This is a genomic window from Nocardia sp. NPDC127579 (genome assembly GCF_042672005.1).
GTDB lineage: Bacteria > Actinomycetota > Actinomycetes > Mycobacteriales > Mycobacteriaceae > Nocardia.
In genome coordinates this window covers 61,987-83,591 of record NZ_JBHXVZ010000007.1, presented here as the reverse complement: position 1 = coordinate 83,591, position 21,605 = coordinate 61,987, and the positions used below count along the sequence as shown (strand labels likewise).

The window sequence follows — 21,605 nt, the reverse complement described above, 5'->3', positions numbered from 1 at the left end:
CTCGCGCTGGTGACACCCGAGTCACGCGCTCTCGTCGAAACATCTGTGGTGCCAAGAGGCCTCGGGCCTCTGGTTCGCGCTGCCCCGAAGAAGGAGGCCCGGTGCCCGGTATGGAGTTGGGTAGGCTCTGGCCCGAATCTGCGGTGCCGGAGCGGTTTCCGCTCGCACCCGCTCAGCTCGGGTTGTGGTACGCGCAGCAACTCGAGCCCGACGTTCCGATCAATATCGCGCAGTACGTCGACCTCCGGGGCGAGCTGGATGTCGCTGTACTGCAAGAGATCTCGCGAGAAGCGGCGTTGGACTACCAGTCCGCCATGATCAGCCTCGGCGAATCCGAGGGCGTGCCGTACCAGTGCTTCGATCCCGAGCTGCCGGTGCAGCTGCCGTTGATCGACGTCCGCACCGCCGCGGATCCGGTGGCAGCGGCCATGGACTGGATGCGCCGTGACGCGGGCACGCCGATCGATCCGGTCCGCGATCGCCTGTTCGCCGGGGCGATCCTGCGGATCGACGACCAGCGCTGGTTCTGGTACATGCGATCCCATCACCTGGTGCTCGACGGCTATGGCGCGTTGACCAACACCATGCGGGTGGCCGAGCGGTACACCGCACGGGTGCTCGGCACCGACGTGGACCCGGTGCGGCCCGCGCCGCTGGCGGAGCTGGTGCGCGGCGAACTCACCTACCGGGACAGCTCGCGTTTCGAGGCCGATCGCGCGCACTGGGCCGAACGGGTGGCCGGGCTGGACGCGGTGACCAGCCTGGACGGACGCGCGGCGGCGCGGTCGGCAGCCAACCGGATCGTCGGCCGGGTACTGCCGGAGGAACTGATCGAGCGGATGAATTCGGTGGCAGCGAGCCAGGATTCGACCATCGCCGTGGTGCTGCTCGCCGCCTTCGGCGCCTACCTGGGCCGCTACACCGACCGCGCCGACGTGGTGCTCAGTCTGCCGGTGACAGCCCGAACCACCGCGGCCATGCGCCGCTCGGCGGGCATGCTGTCCAATATCGTGCCGCTGCGGGTCGGCGCGGGTCTCGGGGTGCGCTGGGGTGAGCTGTTGCGGGCCACCCGGATCGAGGTGGCCGGGGCGCTGCGGCACCAGCGCTATCGGCACGAGGACATCCGTCGCGACGCCGCCCACGACGGCCGACCGGCGCACCGGGCGCTGTTCGGCCCCCTGGCCAACATCATGCTGTTCCGCAGCGATCTGCGGCTCGGCGACACCACGGGGCGCTACCACGTGCTGTCCACCGGGCCGGTCGAGGACCTGAGCCTCACTGTGTACTACGGCGAACAGGACCGGGTACACGTCGATTTCGAGGCCAACCCGAATCTCTACGGCGCCGAGGAACTGGCCCGCCACCATGCCCGCTTCCTGAGTTTCCTGGAGCGCCTGGTCGGGGCGGATCCGCAGACGCCGCTGGGCGCGCTTCCGGTGGCGACCGAGCTGGAGACGCAGGTCAGCACGCGGTTGTGGAATGCCACCGAGGTCGAGGTGCCGGGCGCGACGCTGGTGTCGATGTTCGAGGCGCAGGCGGCGCGGACACCGGACGCCCGCGCGCTGCGCTGCGGCGCGGACGCGGTGACCTACCGCGAGCTGGCGGGGCGGGCGAATCGGCTGGCGCGCTGGCTGATCGATCGCGGGGTGGGTCCGGAAACGCTGGTGGCACTGCATATCCGGCGTTCGGTGGACCTGGTCGTCGCGATGTACGCGATACTCGCCGCCGGTGGCGCGTACCTGCCGCTGGACCCGGATCACCCCGCGGATCGGACCGCCCACATCGTGCGCATCGCCCGGCCCGCCTGCGTGCTGACGACCGCGGCGGACGCGCCGCCGGAGATTCCGGCCGCGATCGTGCTGGACGACCTCGATCTGTCCGGCTATCCGGAGGGGCCGGTGTGGGAGCGGGAACGCCGCACCCCGCTGCGCCCCGCGCACCCGGCCTATGTGATCTTCACCTCCGGTTCGACGGGGTTGCCCAAAGGTGTCGCGGTCGGCCACGCGGCGATCGTGAACCGCCTGGTATGGATGCAGCGAACCTATCGGCTGCGCGCGGACGATGTGGTGTTGCAGAAGACGCCCGCGACCTTCGATGTGTCGGTGTGGGAGTTCTTCTGGCCCTTGCAGATCGGCGCGACGCTGGTGCTGGCCGCGCCGGACGGCCACCGTGACCCGGCCTATCTGCGTGCGGTGATCGACGAATACCGGATCACCACACTGCATTTCGTGCCCTCGATGCTGGATGCCTTCCTGGCGCAGCATGACTCCGACTTGCCGCGCACCGTTCGCATGGTGTTCGCCTCGGGCGAGGAGCTGCCCGCCCCGCTCGCGCGGCGGGTGCGGGTACTGACCGGCGCCCGGGTGCACAACCTGTACGGTCCCACGGAGGCCGCCGTCGACGTCACCGCCCACGAGGTGACCGACGCCGACGTCCGTACGGTGCCGATCGGCGCGCCCGTGTTCAACACCCGGGTGTACGTCCTGGACAGCGGCCTGCGGCCGGTCCCGGTCGGAGCTCCGGGTGAGCTGTATCTGTCGGGGGTACAGCTCGCCCGGGGTTATGTGGCGCGGCCCGCGCTCACCGCCGAACGGTTCGTCGCCGATCCGCACGCGGCGGGCGAACGGATGTACCGCACCGGCGATCTGGTGCGCTGGACGCCACACGGAGAACTGGAATACCTGGGGCGCACCGACTTCCAGATCAAACTGCGTGGCCTGCGGATCGAACTCGGTGAGATCGAAACCGTGCTCGGCTCGGCCGACGGGGTGCTGCGCGCGGTGGTGATGGTGCGCGACGACCAGCTGGTCGCCTATGTGGTGGGCGACGGGCTCGACGTGCGGCGGCTGCGCGAGGTCGCGTCCGGCGCCCTGCCCGCCTATATGGTCCCCGCGGCGTTCGTGCTGTTGGACGCGCTGCCGGTGAACGCCTCCGGCAAGCTGGACCGGAGCGCGCTGCCCGACCCGGACCGAGCGCCCGTCGCGTATCGCGAGCCCGAGACCTGGCGCGAGGCCGCGGTGGCGCGGGTGTTCGGCGAGGTGCTGGGATGTGCGCGCGTCGGCCGTGACGATGACTTCTTCGCCCTCGGCGGCAACAGTCTGCTGGCCACCCGGGTCGCGGCGCGGTTGGGCGCTGATCTGGGGTGCACGCTCGGCGTTCGCGAACTGTTCGGGGCCACCACGGTTTCCGCGCTGGCCGAACTCACCGAGCGGGCCGCGGGGACCGGTGGCGGCGGCATCGTCGTGCCACTGCGGTCACGGCCGCGGCCGCCACTGGTTCCCCTGTCCCCCGCGCAGCAGCGGATCTGGTTCCTGAACCGGCTCGAGGGTGGCTCGGACTACAACATGCCGTTCGTGGTCCGGATGCGCGGACCGGTCGACGTGGACGCGCTGCGCCGGGCCCTCGACGATGTCATCGGCCGGCACGAAGTGCTGCGTACCGTCTTTCCGGCGGAGCGTTCCGAACTGATCGCGCAGCAGGTGGTGCTGCCCGAGGCTTCGGCGGGGGCGGTATCGGAACGAATCGGCGCGACCGAATTGGACGGTGCGCTCGTGGGTTTCGCGAGTGCGGGCTTCGACCTGGAACGCGAGATTCCGATTCGGGCACGGATCTTTCTGGTCGACGACGACAGCTGCGCACTGGCGCTGGTGCTGCATCACATTGCCGCGGACGGACTTTCGCTGTCGGTGCTGGCGCGGGACGTGATGCACGCCTACACCGCTCGGCACTCCGGTCGGGAACCGGAGTGGCAGGCGCTGCCGGTGCACTACGCGGATTACAGCCTGTGGCAGCGGGAGCGGCTCGGCGTGGCCGACGACCCGGACTCCGAACTGGCCCGCCAGCTGGCTTTCTGGACCGCGACGCTGACGGGTGCGCCCGACCAGCTGGATCTGCCCGCCGATCGGCCACGGCCCGCTCGGGCCTCCGGGCGCGGCGGCCTGCACCGGTTCGAGCTGTCCGGCGATCTGGCCGCGGGTATCGCGGAACTCGCCCGAGCGCAGGGTGTTTCGCCGTTCATGGTGTTGCACGCCGGATTTGCGGCACTGCTGGCGCGGAGCACGGGCAGTGCCGATATCGTGATCGGCACGCCGGTCGCGGGCCGGGGCGAGCGAGCGCTCGACGACCTGGTCGGCATGTTCGTCAATACCCTGGCGTTGCGTACGCCCGTCGATCCGTCGATCTCGTTCGCGGAGCTACTGCACCGGGTGCGGGAGGCGGATCTCGCCGCCTTCGCCCACGCCGAATTACCATTCGAGCAGCTGGTCGAGGCCCTGGACCCACCCCGCTCCCGGGCGCGGCACCCCCTGTTCCAGGTCATGCTCGCCATCGATACGGCAGCGGCAATCCGATTCGAATTGCCCGAGTTGTCGGTCTGCACCAGTAGTGTGAACACGGGAGTGACCAAGTTCGACCTTCAACTCACGGTCACTGACGGCTTCGCCGGTGCCGGGCACAGGGAAGGTTCGGCACCGGCGAAGCTCCCCGCCGAACTCACCTACGCCACAGATCTCTTCGACGAAGCCACCATCGTGGCGCTCGCGGGCTGGCTCACCGAACTGCTGCACGCTGCCGTCCGGGCTCCCGAAACGCCGCTCTGCGACCTGCCTCTGCTGACGGCCGCCGAGCGCGCTACGGCGCTCGAGTCGGGGCGCGCCGAGTCGACGGCGGCCGATCAGGATGTGCTGGCCGCGTTCCGCGCACAGGTGCGACGAACGCCCGGGGCGGTCGCGGTGGTCGACGGTGATCGTGCGCTGAGCTATGCGGAATTCTCCGGTCGGGTCGATCGGCTGGCGCGGTATCTGATCGCTGCGGGGGTGGGGCCGGAATCGCTTGTCGTCCTGGGTATGCGGAGGTCGGCCGAGTTCGTGACCGCTGTATATGCGGTACTGGCGGCCGGCGGGGCCTACGTGCCCGTGGATCCGGAGCAGCCACGGGAGCGGCTGGCGCAGGTGGTGGCCACCGCCGCGCCGGTGTGCGTGCTGACGCGTTCGGCCGATGGGTGGACTGTGGCGGGAGTGCCGGTCATCGAGGTGGATACGGCTGACTGCCGGGCGTATTCGACTCTGCCGGTGCTCGATTCGGAGCGCGTGCGGTCCACGCGGGAGAGCAACGCGGCGTACGTGATTTTTACGTCCGGCTCGACTGGTCTGCCTAAAGGCGTCGCGGTACAGCGTGAGTCGCTGAACAACCAAATCAGCTGGCTGGTCGGCGAATACGGTATCGGCGCGGCGGACACCGTGCTGTTCAAGACACCCGCGGCCTTCGACGTGTCGGTGTGGGAGTTGTTCGCGCCGTTGGCAACCGGAGCGAGGATGGTGGTCGCCGAGCACGGTGGGCACCGCGATGCGGCTTACCTGGCGCGTGTGATCGACGAGCAGGCGGTGACGATGACATCGTTCGTGCCGTCCATGCTGTCGGTGTTCGCGGCGGCGGTATCCGCGGATCGCGTCGCCTCGCTGCGCACGGTACTGGTGGCCGGAGAGGCGATGACCGGTGCGGCGGCCGCGGCGTTCGCTCAGGTCAGTGCCGCGCGTCTGTACAACCTGTACGGGCCGACGGAATTCACGGTGCACGCGACCCACGCGCCGGTGGACGCCGCCGGTACCGGGCCGGTGCCGATCGGCCGACCGGTGGCGGCAAGCCGGGCGCTGGTGCTGGACGCGCGCCTGCGGCCGGTCCCGGACCTGGTAGTCGGTGAACTGTATCTGGCCGGGGTGCAGGTGGCGCGCGGATACCACGGGCGCACCGCGTTGACCGCCGAGCGTTTCGTCGCCGACCCGTTCGGGGCGGCGGGTACGCGGATGTACCGCACCGGCGACCTGGTGCGCCGGCTGCGCGACGGCGGCCTGGAATACCTGGGGCGCAGTGATTTCCAGGTGAAGCTGCGCGGGCAGCGAATCGAGCTCGGCGAAATCGAGGCGGCCGTGCGCGCGGTACCGGGGGTACGGGCCGCCGCGGTGCGGGTGTTCGCCGGTGCGGCCGGGGAAATGCTTGTCGCATACGTGGATTCCACCCTCGCGGATCCGGCGGCGGTGCTGGCGCGGCGGCTGCGAGCCGCGCTGCCCTCGTATATGGTCCCGTCCGCCTATGTCGCGCTCGACGAGCTGCCGCTGACCAGCTCCGGCAAGCTGGACCGCAAAGCGCTGCCCGATCCGGTGCTGGCGGCCAAGGAGTTCCGGGCCCCGGCAGGACCCGTCGAACGACTGGTCGCCGACGTGTACGCGCAGGTGTTGGGTACCGAGCGGGTCGGCCTGGACGACGACTTCTTCGCCCTCGGCGGCAACTCCCTGGTCGCCACGCAGATCGTGGCCCGGCTCGCCGACGCGCTCGAAGCCGAAGTCCCGGTGCGGCTGCTGTTCGAGCACCCGGAGGTCGCGGCGCTGGCCGCTCATCTGCCCGCCGCCGGAACGGCCCGGGAGCGGGTGCCGTTGGTCGCCGCCGAGCGTCCGGAGCGGGTGCCGCTGTCCTATGCCCAGCAGCGGATGTGGTTCCTGAATCAGTACGACGCGGATTCCGCGGCCAACAATCTCGCTGCGGCAGTTCGGCTTACGGGCCGCCTCGATCAGGCCGCGCTGGTCGCGGCGGTCACCGACGTTGTTTCTCGGCACGAAGCGCTGCGCACGAGATATCCGGCGCTGGACGGGATTCCGTACCAGGAGGTGCTGTCCACCGCCGAGGTTCGACTCGACACCGCGCCGATAGGCAACCTGGCCGAGCAGATCGCCGCCTGCGCGCTACTGCCATTCACCGTGCAGGAAGAACCGCCGGTGCGGTTGGCGCTGTTGAAGGGTGCACACGCCGATGAGCATGTACTGGTTGTCGTGCTGCATCATGTCAGCGCGGACGGCTGGTCGATCGCACCGCTGACGCGCGATCTCATGCGCGCCTATGCGGCCCGGTGTGCGGGGGCCGCACCGGGCTGGGAGCCGCTGCCGGTGCAGTACGCGGATTACACACTGTGGCAGCGCACCGTTCTGGGAAACGAGCGGGACCCGGAATCTGTTATCGCCCAACAGATCCAGTACTGGACCTCCGAGCTGGCGGGGCTGGCCGGCGTCCTGGCACTACCCGCCGATCGACCGCGGCCAGCCATCGCGTCCGGGCGCGGGTCGCGGCACGCCTTCGAGATACCGGCCGTGACGCACGCGCGGTTGCGCGCACTCGCCGAATACGCGAACGCCTCGCTGTTCATGGTGCTGCGTACCGCCTTCGCCGTCCTGTTGGCGAAACTTTCCGCACAGCGCGATATCTCGATCGGAACACCGATCGCCGGGCGCGGTCACGAACGGCTGGACGGCCTGGTCGGCATGTTCGTCAATACCCTCGTGCTCCGGACCGACGTGCGTCCCGACGTGTCGTTCACCGAGCTGCTGGCGACCGTCCGCGACCGTGACCTGGCGGCCTTCGCACACGCCGACGTGCCGTTCGAACGGCTGGTGGACGTGCTGGAGCCGGAGCGGACCGGTGCGCGGCACCCGCTGTTCCAGGTGATGCTGGACTTCCAGAACACCGCGCAGGCCACCCTGGAACTGGCCGGGCTCACGGCCGAGCAGCTGGAGATCGACACGCACACAGCGAAATTCGATCTGCAATTGACCTTGCGCGAAACCGGCGCGGGCCTGCGTGGACTCTTCGAATACGCCACCGATCTGTTCGATCCGGGCACCGTCGTCTCGTTCGCGGACCGGCTACTGCGTGTGCTCGATGCCGTGTGCGCGGACCCCGCGCGCGCTGTCGGCGAGATCGAACTGCTGTCCGCGGCCGAGCGCATCGAGGTGCTCGAGACCTGGAACGAGACCGCCTACGCCGTGGACCCCCTGGCGACACTGCCGTCGATGTTCGCCGCGCAGGCGGCACGCACCCCGGATGCCGTCGCACTGACCTTCGAGAAGGCCGAGCTCACCTATGGCGAGTTCGCGAGCCGGGTGCACCGCCTGGCGCGGCTGCTCGTATCGATCGGTGTCGGCCCGGAATGCACCGTCGCCGTCGCCATGCACCGGTCGGTGGACCTGCTCGTCGCCCTGCACGCTGTCGTCGCGGCGGGCGGCGCGTACGTGCCGATCGACCCCGGCCACCCGGCCGATCGGATCTCGCACGTCCTGAACAGCGCGAATCCCGTCTGCGTACTGACGCGCGTCGCCGACGGCCTGGATATCCCTGCCGCGGACGCGCCGAGGTGGGCGATTCTGGACGTGGACGATTTCGACACCACCACCTACCCGGACACTCCGCTCACCGACGCCGACCGGCTCGGCGCGCTGCATCCGGACAACCCGGCCTATGTCCTGTTCACCTCCGGATCCACCGGCCGCCCGAAGGGCGTCGCTATCTCGCACCGCGCGATCGTGAACCGTCTGGTGTGGATGCAGGAGAACTACGGCCTCACCGCGACCGACGTGGTGCTACAGAAGACTCCGATCACCTTCGATGTCTCCGTGTGGGAGTTGTTCTGGCCGTCGCAGATCGGCGCGCGACTGGTGATCGCCGCACCGGACGGGCATCGCGACCCCGGATACCTGGCCTCGATCATCACGGCCCAACAGGTCACGGTGGCGCATTTCGTCCCGTCGATGCTGTCCCTGTTCGTCGCCGAACCCACTGCCGCCGAATGCGTTTCGCTGCGCCTGGTGTTCTCCTCCGGCGAGGCGCTACCGCCGTCTCCCGCCCACTTGCTGCGCACTCTGACCGGCACACGCCTGCACAACCTGTACGGGCCCACCGAAGCGGCCGTCGATGTCACCTTCCACGAAGTGCTCGACACCGACGCGATATCGGTCCCGATCGGCACACCGGTCTTCAATACCCAGGTCTACGTCCTGGATTCCCGTCTACGCCCGGTACCGCAGGGCGTCCCGGGTGAGCTGTACCTGGCCGGCGTCCAGCTCGCCCGAGGCTACGTCGGCCGCCCGGACCTGTCCGCGGATCGCTTCATAGCCAACCCCTTCGGCGCACCGGGCACGCGCATGTACCGAACCGGAGACCTGGTGCGCTGGGTCGCGACCGATTCGAGCCTCAGCTCTGCCGCCGCACCGGGCGAGACGGCTTCCCCAGCGACGAAAGCCATACTGCGGGAACAGGTGCCGGTGCCGGTTGTAGCCACGTACGCGGTTCCGCCGGAGGCCACCGTCGCAAGCGGGGCGGCGACCGGCGAGACCGCCGAAACGACGGACGGGACAGTAGATCTGGTTCAGATCGCCGCGGCGGCTTTCGGAGGTGTCGAGGCGACGGGCCGCGGTTCAGGCGCGGTTGCGCGGGGCGATGGAAGCGCCGGGTCGACCGTCCGTGCGGAGCTGGAGTATCTGGGGCGCAACGACTTTCAGGTGAAGCTGCGGGGGCAGCGGGTCGAGCTCGGGGAGATCGAGGCCGCGCTGGCGGGGCTGGCAGCAGTCGCGCAGGCTGTGGTGCTGGTGCGGTCGGATGATCGGCTGGGGGACCAGCTTGTCGCGTATGTGGTTCCGCAGGAGGCCATGCGCTCTGGTCGGGCGGCTGGTGTGATCGATGTGGGGGCGCTGCGTGCCGAGCTGGCGGGGAAGCTTCCCGCCTATCTGATTCCGGCGGCGTTCGTGGTGCTGGCGGAGTTGCCGCTCAACTCGTCCGGGAAGCTCGACCGGAAGGCGTTGCCGGCACCGGTGATGGCCGGCGTCGCGTTCCGGGCCCCGGGTACCGAAGCCGAAGTGGTGGTGGCGGCGAGCTTCGCGGAAGTGCTGGGGCTGGAGGCGGGCCGGGTCGGGTTGGATGACGACTTCTTCGGGCTCGGCGGGAATTCACTCACCGCCACGCAGGTGGTGGCGCGCGTCGGTGCGGCGCTGGATGCGCGCCTGCCGGTGCGGGTGTTGTTCGAGACGCCGACCGTGGCGGCGTTCGCGGCGTGCGCGGTGGCACGGCGGGGCAGCGGCATGACGGCACCGGTCGCCCGGCCACGCCCGGAGCGGATCCCGCTGTCGCACGCGCAGCAGCGGATGTGGTTCCTCAACCGGTTCCTCGCGGACGCGGGCGGATCGGGTGACGCGGCGAACAATATTCCCGTCGCGCTGCGGCTGACCGGCGCACTGGATACCGTCGCGCTGGCCGCCGCGATCGGGGATCTCGTCGCACGTCATGAAACGCTGCGGACGATCTTCCGCGAGGATACGGACGGAGTGTGGCAGGTCGTTCTGCCGGTCGGGCCGGACACTGCCGAGCTCCATGCGTCCGCGTGCGCTTCCATCGAACTGTCGGACGCGCTATCGCGAAGTGCCACAGCAGTATTCGACCTAGCCCGCGAAACACCGCTGCGTGCACATCTTTTCGGACTCGCCGACACCCATGTTCTGCTGCTGGTCCTGCATCACAGTGCGGCAGACGGTGTTTCGCTCGCACCACTCGCCCGCGACCTCATGACCGCATACGCAGCCCGCAGCGCGGGCAACGCGCCGGAGTGGTCGGTGCTGCCGGTGCAGTACGCCGACTACACGCTCTGGCAGGCCGAAACCCTGGGCGCCGATACCGAACCCGGCACGGTCGCGCACCGCCAACTGGAGTTCTGGCGGCGGACCCTGGCCGATCTGCCCGACCAGCTCGAGCTGCCCACCGACCGGCCGCGCCCCGCCGAATCCACCAATCGTGGCGCGACCCACCGCATCCGGATCGACTCGGATCTGCACGGCGAGCTGCGCGAGCTGGCCCGTAAACGGGAAGTGACGCTGTTCTCCACCGTGCACGCGGGCTTGGCGGTGCTGCTGGCCCGCTTGTCCGGCAGTGCCGATATCGCCATCGGCACTCCGGTCGCGGGCCGCGGTGCGGCCGCCTTGGACCAACTCGTCGGCATGTTCGTCAACACCCTCGTGCTGCGCACCGTCATCGATCCGCGTGTGCGGTTCGAGACCTTGCTCGGCGCGGTCCGCGCGATGGACCTGGATGCCCTGTCGCACAGCGACATTCCGTTCGAACGCCTGGTGGACGTGCTCGCCCCGTCCCGTGTCCGCAACCGTCACCCGCTCTTCCAGGTCGCGCTGAGCTTCCAGAATTTCACCCTGCCCCGGCTCGAACTCCCCGGCCTGACCGTCGAACAGATCGACATCGACACGGCCACAGCGAAGTTCGATCTCCAGTTCACCGTCCTGGAATCCACCGACCCCGACGGCCGCGCCGCCGGCATGGACATCGAAATCACCTACGCCACCGACCTGTTCGACTCCGCTTCGATCGCGGTCCTGGCCCGCCGCTTCACCCAGGTCCTGGCCGCTGTCGCCGCCGACGCCACCGTCGTGGTCGGCGATATCCAACTGCTCAGCGCGGAGGAACAACACCGCGCCCTCTACGAGTGGTCCCGATCCGCCGACCTGGCGACCCCGATCGACATCGCGGCTCATGGCTCGGAATCGTCCGGAACCCGCGGCAAGGCGGACCCACCGACCGGAGCGCGACCGGCCGCGTCCGAACATGCCCGGGAACCGCTGACGCTCGACGTAGTCAGCGGCGAACGACTCGATCCGACGACCGCCGGTGCGGCAGTGCCGGGTTCGGCGTCGAGTGTCGGCGCGGAAACGCGGACCGGTCGCCGGGTCGGTGTGCCCGTGGAGGAGACCTTGGCGGACCGGTTCGCCGTTGCCGCCATGATTGATCCGGCGGCGATCGCGGTGCGGGCCGAGGACCAGGTGCTGACCTACGCCGAGCTCGAGGCGCGGTCCAACCGGCTGGCACGCAAGCTGGTGGCCGCAGGGGTGGGGCCGGAAACGCTGGTGGCGGTGGCGCTACCGCGGACGGCCGAACTGGTGGTCGCGTTGCTGGCGGTGATCAAGGCAGGGGGCGGGTATCTGCCGATCGATCCGAACTATCCGACGGACCGGATCGAATACCTGCTCGATGACGCGCGGCCGGTCTGTGCGATCAGCAGCGCCGCGACGGTGCTGCCGCGGGATTGGTTCGGCGGGCCGGTGATCGACTTGGAGGTCACCGATCTCGAACCGTTCGAGCCGACGGCGCTGACCGACGCGGATCGGCGCGCGCCGCTGGATCCGGAGCACACCGCGTACGTCATCTACACCTCCGGTTCGACGGGGCGGCCGAAGGGCGTCGTCGTCCCGCACGCAAACGTACTTCGGCTGCTGGACAATACGCGCAGCCGCTTCGGATTCGGCCCCTCCGATGTGTGGACCATGTTCCACTCGTACGCGTTCGACTTCTCGGTGTGGGAGCTGTGGGGCGCGCTGCTGTTCGGCGGGCGGCTGGTGTTGGTCGACTACTACACTTCCCGGTCCCCGGAGCAGTTCCGGGAGCTGCTCGTCGATCAGCGGGTGACGGTGCTCAATCAGACGCCGTCCGCGTTCTACCAGCTGATCGCCGCCGACACCGCACGGGAACCGGTCGAATACGCGCTGCGCACCATCATCTTCGGTGGTGAAGCACTGGAGCCGCAGCGTTTGTCGCCGTGGTTCGACCGCTATCCGCAACTGCCGCGACTGGTGAACATGTACGGCATCACCGAGACCACCGTGCATGTGTCCTATCGGCCGATCCTGCCCGGTACCGGTTCGGCGAGCGTGATCGGCAGCGCCATACCGGGTTTGGCCGTCCGGGTGCTCGATACGCGGTTGCGCCCCGTTCCGGTCGGCGTGCCCGGCGAAATCTACGTCTCCGGCGGGCAATTGACGCGCGGCTACCTGAATCGTCCCGCGCTCACCGCGGCCCGCTTCGTCGCCGACCCATACGGCCCGGCCGGAACCCTGGCCTACCGCTCGGGTGACCTGGCCCGCTGGAGCGCTACCGGCGAGCTGGAGTATCTGGGCCGGGCCGATCAGCAGGTCAACGTGCGCGGGTTCCGGATCGAACTCGGCGAGATCGAGGCGGCCCTGCTCGCTACCGCGTCGACGGTGCGCGAAGCGGCGGTCGTGGTGCGCTCGGATCAGGCCGACGAGCACCGGCTGGTCGCCTACGTGGTCGCGGGTGAGCTCGACACCGCACGGTTGCGTCAGGAGCTCGCCGGGGTGCTGCCCGAGCACATGGTGCCCGCGGCGATCGTGGCGCTGGATCGAATTCCCTTGACGGTCAACGGGAAACTGGATCGATCCGCACTGCCCGCCCCGGTCTTCGAGGGCGCGACCTACCGGCCCCCGAGCACCCTCGCCGAGGAGATCGTCGCCGGAATCTTCGCGGAGGTGCTGGGCGGCGGTGCTCCGGTCGGCGCGGCGGACGACTTCTTCACCTTGGGCGGCAGCTCGTTACTCGCGGCCAGAGCGGTGGCTCGGATCGGCTCCGCACTGGGCCGCGCGGTTTCGGTGCGCGCGCTGTTCGAAGCTCCACGGGTCGCGGACCTGGCCGAACTGGTCACCGCGAGTACCGATGCGCCCCGCCCGGCCCTGGTCGCCGCGGTACGCCCCGATCCGCTGCCGCTGTCGCCCGCCCAGCAGCGAATGTGGTTCCTGAACCGATTCGACAGTGGTTCGACCGCCTACAACATTCCGATCGCACTGCGCTTGTCCGGCACCTTGGACATCACCGCACTCTGGACCGCCCTCGCGGATGTGCTCGGCCGTCACGACTCCCTGCGAACCCGCTATCCGGAGGTCGACGGAGTAGCGACCCAGGTGGTCATCCCGGTGATCCAGGCCCTGGAACAGGTAGCGGTCATCGAGCCGGGAGCGATTGTCGCGCTCGACCCGGCCACCGTCGCCGACCGGGAACCATCGGTGGATGCCGACCATGGTCGGGTGGCGGATACCACGTCGGTGGCGATTGTGGCGTCAGGTTCGGCGGTGGACGCCGAGCCGGTGGCGATTGTGGGGTCAGAGGCACTCCCGCAGCGGATCCGAGAGCTCCTCGCTACGACATTCGATGTCACGACGGAAGTTCCGGTGCGGGTGCGGCTGTTTCGGACCGGCCCGGACGACCATGTGCTCGCCGCGGTACTGCATCACATCGCGGCCGATGGCTCGTCCATCGCTCCGTTCGTGCGGGATCTGATAGCCGCCTACACCGCGCGCCGTGCGGGTGGCGTACCGGCGTGGTCGCCGCTGGCGGTGCAGTACGCCGATTACGCGCTGTGGCAGCGTGCGCTGCTGGGGGCGGAGGACGAGCCGGATTCCTTGGCGGCGCGGCAGATCCACTATTGGGGCGACGCGCTGGCCGGTCTGCCTGATCAATTGGCGCTGCCCGTAGACCATCCGCGTCCGGCCCGGCAGACCCTGCGCGGCGGGAAAGTCGGGTTCGAGGTCGGCGCGGACCTGCACCGCGCACTCGTGAGTGTCGGCCGGCGCTGCGGCGCGACGCTGTTCATGGTGGTGCACGCCGCTTTCGCGGCCCTGCTGGCCCGGCTGTCCGGGACCGATGACATCGCGGTGGGCACGCCGATCGCCGGACGCGGCGCCGCCGAATTGGACGACGTGATCGGCATGTTCGTCAACACCCTGGTGCTGCGCACTCGCGTCGATGCCGGCGAGACCTTCGCCGATCTGCTCGCCAGGACCCGTTCCGGTGATATCGCGGCGTTCGCGCACTCGGATGTTCCGTTCGAGCGTCTGGTCGAGGTGTTGAATCCGGAGCGGTCCACGGCCCGGCATCCGCTGTTCCAGGTCGGCTACTCGTTCCAGAATCACGAACGCGGTGAGCTGCGTCTGCCCGGTCTGGACGTCGAAGCGCTCGAATTCGACAGCGGTATCTCGCAATTCGATCTGCACCTGTTCGCCGTTGACCGGTATGCGGCCGATGGAGTACCGGCGGGCATGGATCTGGTACTCGGCTATGCCACCGACCTGTTCGAACACCGCACGGCGGAGCGAATCGCGAATCAGCTCCTCGCAGTGTTGGAAACCATCGCAGCGCACTCGGAGACGGTCGTCGGCGAGATCGATCTGCTCGGTGCCGACCACGCCCGACTGCTCGTCGACTGGAACAGCACCGCGCACTCCGTCCCTGCCGGCACGCTCGCCGACCTCTTCGACGCCCAGGTCGCTCGCTCGCCCCACGCGGTCGCCCTGATCGACGCGGACACCGAGAACTGGCTCAGCTACCGGGATTTCGACATCGCGGTGAACCGGCTGGCCCGGCGGTTGATCGCCGCGGGCGTCGGCCCGGAGAACACGGTCGCGCTCGCTATGCGCCGTTCGGTGGAACTGGTGGTCGCCATGTACGCGGTGGTGCGCGCGGGCGGCGCGTATGTTCCGATCGATCCCGATCATCCGGCCGAGCGGATCGCCCACATTCTGCGCACGGCGGCCCCGGTGTGCGTGCTGAGCGTCGCGCGTGACGGTCTGTCGCTCGAAACCGACATTCCCACTTGGGAAATCGATCGGCTGGTGCTGACCGAACAGGCCGCCGATCCGATCCGCGACAGTGAACGTGTCCGCCCCCTGCGGTCCGAGCATCCCGCCTATGTGATCTTCACGTCCGGTTCGACGGGCCTGCCGAAGGGCGTATCCGTCCCGCATGCGGCGATTGTCAACCAATTGACTTGGCTAGGAGCCCATTTCGCGCTCGACGGCAATGACTGCGTCCTGTTGAAGACTCCGGCCACCTTCGACCTCTCGGTCTGGGAGTTCTGGTCGCCTCTGCTGACCGGCGGCCGCCTGGTGGTGACCGCGCCGGGCACCGAACGCGAACCCGAGCGCCTGCGCGAGTTGATCGCCCGGCACGGCGTCACCGTGCTGCACGCGGTCCCGTCTCTGATCGGAATGCTGCTGGCGTCCAGCCCGGATCCGCTGCCCGCCGCGCTCCGCCATGTGCTGGCGATCGGCGAGGCGCTTCCGCCCGCCACCGCCACCGATTTCCTCCAGCGCGCCGCGCTACCGTCGCGGCCTGATCCGGGGCGGGCGACGTGCACGGACTGCGGGGAAACGGCATCCCGGTCGGCGCGCCCCACGACCGCGCCGACCGAAATCACCGCTGACAGCATCGGCGGCCGACCTGATCGGTCCGGCGATCGGTCGAACGCCCCGGCCCGGCTGCCCGCCCGCCGCCCTGTGGACAACTGTGGAGAAATCCGCGGTACCCGACTTTTCAACCTGTACGGACCGACCGAAGCGGCGGTGTCGATCACCGCGTTCGCCGTGGTGGAACAGCCTGTACAGGGAGTGCCGATCGGTGGACCGGCGTGGAACAGCCGAGTGTATGTGCTGGATGGGCGATTGCGTCCGGTCCCGGTGGGTGTCGCGGGGGAGCTGTATCTGGCCGGTGCGCAACTGGCGCGGGGGTATCACGGGCGGCCCGCGCTGACGGCGGACCGATTCGTCGCGGACCCGTTCTCGGGTGCCGGCCGGATGTATCGCACCGGTGACATCGTCCGCTGGCGGGCCGACGGCGCGCTGGAGTATCTGGAGCGGGCCGACTTCCAGGTCAAGATCGGTGGCTTCCGAATCGAACTCGGCGAGGTGGAGGCCGCGCTGCGCCGGCTGCCCGGCGTGCGGGCCGCCGTGGCGGTGGCGCACGACGGTGCGCGGCTGGTCGCGTATGCCGAGGTGGACCAGCGTGATTCGGATCTGCGCTCCGCCCTGGCCGCGGAGCTGCCCGGATACATGCTGCCCGCCGTCGTGATGGAAATGGACGCGCTGCCGCTCAATGCCAATGGCAAGGTCGATCGGGCGCGGCTGCCGAAACCGGTATTCGCCGACGCCGAATTCCGCGCCCCCGGCAACGAAGTGGAGGAGCTGGTCGCGGCCATCTTCGCCGAGGTGACCGGTCGCGAGCGGGTAGGTCTGGACGACGACTTCTTCGCCCTGGGCGGCAATTCGCTGCTGGCGACCAAACTCAGCGCTCGCCTGGGCGCCGCGCTCGGCGCGCAGGTCCCGGTAGCGGCGGTGTTCGACGCGCCCACCGTAGTCGCGCTGGCGGCGTGGCTCGCGCGGCGCGACGACGCTGAGGTCCGACCGCCGCTGGTGCGCCGAACCGAGACGGTCCCGGCCCGGCTCGCGCCCGCGCAGCAGCGCATGTGGGTGGTGAACCGGCTGGCTCCGGACTCGTCGGCGTACAACATCCCGGTCGCGCTCCGGCTGACCGGTGCGGTGGATCCGGCGGCGTTGCGTGCCGCCGTCACCGACGTGGTGCGGCGGCACGACATTCTGCGCACCCGGTACCCGGATTCCGAACACGGCCCGATCCAGGAGGTCCTGCCGCCGGAGTCGACGCCGGTGGATCTGGCTCCGATAGCCGTGCGGCACAGTGAGATCCAGAGTCGACTGCGCGAGTTCGTCGACATCGGCTTCGATGTGGTGACCGCGCCACCGGTGCGGGCCGCGCTGTTCCAGCTCGCACCGCAGGAGTGGATTCTCGCGGTAGTCCTGCACCACATCGCGGCCGACGGCTATTCGATCGCCCCGATGACCCGGGATCTCCTGCGCGCCTACACCGACCGGGTAGCCGGGCGCAGCACCGAGTGGTCACCACTGGCCATCCAGTACGCCGATTACAGCGATTGGCAGCGCACACTGCTCGAGGGTCAGGGCGCGCGCCAGATCGACTACTGGACCTCGGAGTTGGCGGGGCTCCCGGAGGTCCTCTCGGTGCCCACCGATCGCCCGCGTCCGCCGGGTCGGGAAACCCATGGCGCGGCAATCGATCTCGATCTCGACGCCGAGCTCACCGGCCGCCTGGACGATATCGCCCGGCGTCACGGCACCACCCTTTTCACCGTGTTGCACGCGGCTTTCGCGCTCCTGCTCTCCCGCTTGTCCGGCAGCACCGATATCGCGATCGGCGCGCCGGTCGCGGGCCGGGGCGCGCTCGAACTGGACGACCTGATCGGCATGTTCGTCAATACGGTCGTGCTGCGCACCGAGATCGATCCGCGCGGTACCTTCGCCGATCTGCTCCGGCAGGCCCGGGATCGGGACCTGGCGGCATTCTCGCACGCGGACGTGCCGTTCGAGCAGGTGGTCGACGCCGTGGGCGGTGCGCGCTCGAGCGCTCACACCCCGCTGTTCCAGGTGATGTTCACCTTCCAGAACCTGGCATCCGGGCCGATCACGCTGCCCGGCCTGGAGGTGGAGGTGCTGGATCTGGATCTGGCCGAGGCGAAGTTCGATCTGCATCTGACCGGCATGGAACGGTTCACGGCGGACGGGCAGCGTGGCGGACTCGCGCTCCGATTCGGTTACGCGACCGATATTTTCGACGCGGATACCGTACGCGGCTACGCCGAGCGCCTGCGTCGGGTGTGCGCCACGATCGCCGATGATCCCGCGATCGCGCTGCGCGCCGTCGATATTCGCACCGACGCCGAGCGTGCCGCACCGTCGCAGACCACGCAGACCACGCAGACCACGCTTGCCGAGTTGCCCGGTGTGATCGCCGCCGCGGCGCGTCTGGCCCCGGACACGATCGCATTCAGCCATGGCGAGCACTCCGTGTCCTACCGCGCCCTGGACGCGAAACTCGGCGTCGTCGCCAAGGCGATGGGTGCGGCGGCCACGCCGGAAGCCCTCGTCAATGTCTCGCTCGCCGGGCTGGTGCCCGGCGTTCTCGCCGCACTCGGTGGCGATGGCCTCGCGCGGGCCATACGCGACCTGCTCGCCGCGGCGCACGCCGTGATCGTCGATTCGGAAGGAAACAGCTGATGTCGCAGATGGATTCGGCCACATCCAGCCTACGGGGCGCCCGAATCGAGCAACGCCCACATCCGGCGTTGCAGCGGGCATACGGGATCGAGGACCTGCCCGGGCTGATCGCGACGGTCGCCGAACTGGCACCGGAACGGGTCGCCCTGCGCCAGGGCGATACGGCCCTCACCTACGCGGCCCTGCATGCCGAACTCGAGCTGCTGGCGGGGGCCATGGGCGGCGGCGTCGGCGCGGATGTGCTGGTGTCCGTGGTGGTGTCGGGTCGGCTGCCGGAGCTGCTGGACGCGGCCGAGGGCGCGCTCGGGGCGGTACTCACCGAACTGGTCGACGACGCTCTCGTGGCGGCGGGCCCGGTGCTGCCGATCACGTTCGCGCCGGTGGAAACGCTGGCCAGCGAGTTCGAAGCGCAGGTGCGCCGCACACCGGACGCCGTCGCGCTCGAATTCCGCGGCGACACCATGACCTACGCCGAACTGGACGCGCGCTCCGACGTGCTGGCCCGGCGGCTGGTGCGGCTGGGTGTCGGTCCGGACGCCCTGGTGGGCCTGGCGATGCGCCGGTCCTTCGAGCTGCTGATCGGCATGTACGCCATCGTGAAAGCCGGTGGCGCGTATGTGCCGATCGATCCGGAGCACCCGGCGGAACGCATCGCCTACGTGCTCGAGGTAGCCGAGCCGGTGCTCGTGCTCACCACCGCGGCAGACGAACCGGCGTTGCCCGCGCATACGGCGACCCTGCGGGTCGGCGAATTCGACGGAGCCGAACCGGACTCGGTGCCGCTGCCCGCGCTCGACGCCGACAATATCGCCTACGTGATCTTCACGTCCGGGTCCACGGGCAGGCCGAAAGGCGTTGCCGTCTCGCATCGCTCGATCGTGGCGAACCTGCGGTGGCGGCAGCGGCTGTACCGGTTGCTCGAGACCGACGTGGTACTGCAGAAGACCCCGTTCACCTTCGACGTGTCTGTGTGGGAGTTCTTCTGGCCGTTGCAGATCGGCGCGCGGCTGGTGCTCGCCGAGCCCGACGGGCACCGTGACCCCGGTTACCTGAGCCGGGTCATCGACGAAACCGGCGTCACCGTCGCGCATTTCGTGCCCTCGATGCTCGCGGTGTTCGTAGCCGAGGCCCCGGCGGTGGATTCGCTGCGCCTGGTGTTCGCCTCGGGCGAGGCCCTGCCGCCCGCGACCGCCGCCGGGTTCCGCGAGATCTGCGGCGCGACCCTGCACAACCTGTACGGACCCACCGAAGCCGCGGTCGACGTCACCGCGCACGAGGTGACCGCCGCCGATATCGGCACGGTGCCGATCGGGTCCGCCGCCGACGACACCGAATTGCTGGTCCTGGACGACAACCTGCGCCCGGTACCCGGTGGGGTGGTCGGCGAGCTGTATCTGGCCGGTGTCCAATTGGCGCGCGGCTATGTGTGCCGCTCCGGGCTGACCGCCGAGCGTTTCGTGGCCAATCCGGAGGGCGGTCCCGGCGACCGTATGTACCGCACCGGTGACCTGGCCCGCTGGGTGCGCGATCCCGATGGCGGCCCCGCGGAACTGGAATACCTGGGCCGCACCGACTTCCAGGTGAAGCTGCGCGGCCTGCGAATCGAGCTGGGCGAGGTGGAAGCCGCGCTGGCGGCGGGCCGGCAGGTCGCCAAGGCCGCGGTGGTGCTGCATCGTCACGCGAGCGGCGACCATCTCGTGGGCTACGTGGTGGCCGCGCCGGGTATCAGCCTGGACACCGCGTCCGTACTCGCCGACGCGCGGGCCCGGCTGCCGGAGTACATGGTCCCGTCCCTGCTGGTGCGGCTGGACGCCATGCCGATGAACGCGAACGGCAAACTGGATCGGCGCGCGTTGCCGGAACCCGAATTCGGCGGCACTGCCAAGGAATACCGGGAACCCGCGACCGAGGCGGAACGAGCGGTCGCGGAGATCTTCGCGAATCTGCTCGACGCCGAGCGGATCGGCGCGGACGACAGCTTCTTCGAACTCGGCGGCAATTCGCTGCTCGCGGCCCGGGCCATCGCCAGGGTGTCGGCGGCCCTGGGGAGGACCGTGGATGTCCGGGACTTCTTCGACGCGCCGACCGTGGGCGCGCTGGCCGCGCTCGCCGGTGCCGCGGTGGCGCGCCCACCGCTGGTCGCGGGCCCGCGACCGGACCGGGTGCCGCTCTCGCCGGCGCAGCGGCGCATGTGGTTCCTGAACCGCTACGGGGTCGGCGAGCAGACCGCCGCCGTGGACAATATCCCGCTCGCGCTGCGCCTGCGCGGCCCGCTGGAGGTGGCGGCCCTGTCGGCCGCTGTCACCGACCTGGTCGCTCGCCACGAGATCCTGCGGACGGTGTATCCGCAGTCCGAGGCGGGGCCGGTGCAGGTGGTTCGGCCGGTGCACCCGGCCTTCGATCTGACGCCGTGCGAGGTGCCCGAAGCCGCGCTGTCCGCGGCGGTCCTGGAATCGGCGGGCCGGGGCTTCGATGTGGCGGAGGAGATCCCGCTCCGAGTTCGGTTGCTGCGCAGTGGAACCGACGATCACACGCTGGTGTTCGTCGTGCACCACATCGCGGCCGACGGTGTCTCGCTGGGCCCGCTGGTGCGTGATCTCGTCACGGCCTACTCGGCGCGCCACGGTGGCCGCTCGCCGGAGTGGGAGCCCCTGAGCGTGCAGTACGCCGACTACGCGCTGTGGCAGCAGCAGGTACTGGGCGTGGCCGCCGATCCCGGCTCCGCGACCGCCCGTCAGCTGGAGTTCTGGCGCGCCGAGCTGGCCGAGTTGCCCGGCGAACTCGTCCTGCCGTTCGATCGGCCGCGGCCCGCGGCCGTCTCCTACCGTGGCGCCACCCATGCGTTCGCGCTGGAGGACACCCTGCGTACGGCTGTGGACGCGGCCGCGCGGCGCTGCGGCGCGACCCCCTTCATGGTGGTGCACGCGGCGCTCGCCGCACTGCTGGCCCGGCTGTCCGGCACCGCCGATATAGCGATCGGCACGCCGGTCGCGGGGCGTGGCGAGGCCGCCCTCGACGATCTGATCGGCATGTTCGTCAACACGCTGGTACTGCGCACGCGGATCACCGGCGGCGAGACGT

General features: G+C 69.7%; 2 protein-coding genes (1 of these 2 running past the window's edge). Both read left to right on the top strand.

The window, feature by feature from the left end:
• Positions 1 to 110 precede the first annotated feature (110 nt).
• Positions 111 to 18,524 (top strand): non-ribosomal peptide synthase/polyketide synthase, encoded by an 18,414-nt coding sequence (locus tag ACFVMC_RS23055; protein ID WP_379214059.1) that lies wholly within the window; start codon positions 111 to 113, stop codon positions 18,522 to 18,524.
• Positions 18,524 to 21,605: the start of a non-ribosomal peptide synthase/polyketide synthase gene (locus tag ACFVMC_RS23050; RefSeq protein ID WP_379213356.1), read on the top strand. The gene runs 22,499 nt beyond the window's last position; 3,082 of the gene's 25,581 nt are visible here — the first part of the coding sequence; its start codon is at positions 18,524 to 18,526; the stop codon falls past the right edge of the window. Before ACFVMC_RS23055 ends, ACFVMC_RS23050 begins: the two co-directional genes overlap by 1 nt.

Bases quoted from the DNA above. Each gene is read 5' to 3' on its own strand.
- ACFVMC_RS23055 (WP_379214059.1), top strand. From the start codon at position 111: ATGGAGTTGGGTAGGCTCTGGCCCGAATCTGCGGTGCCGGAGCGGTTT.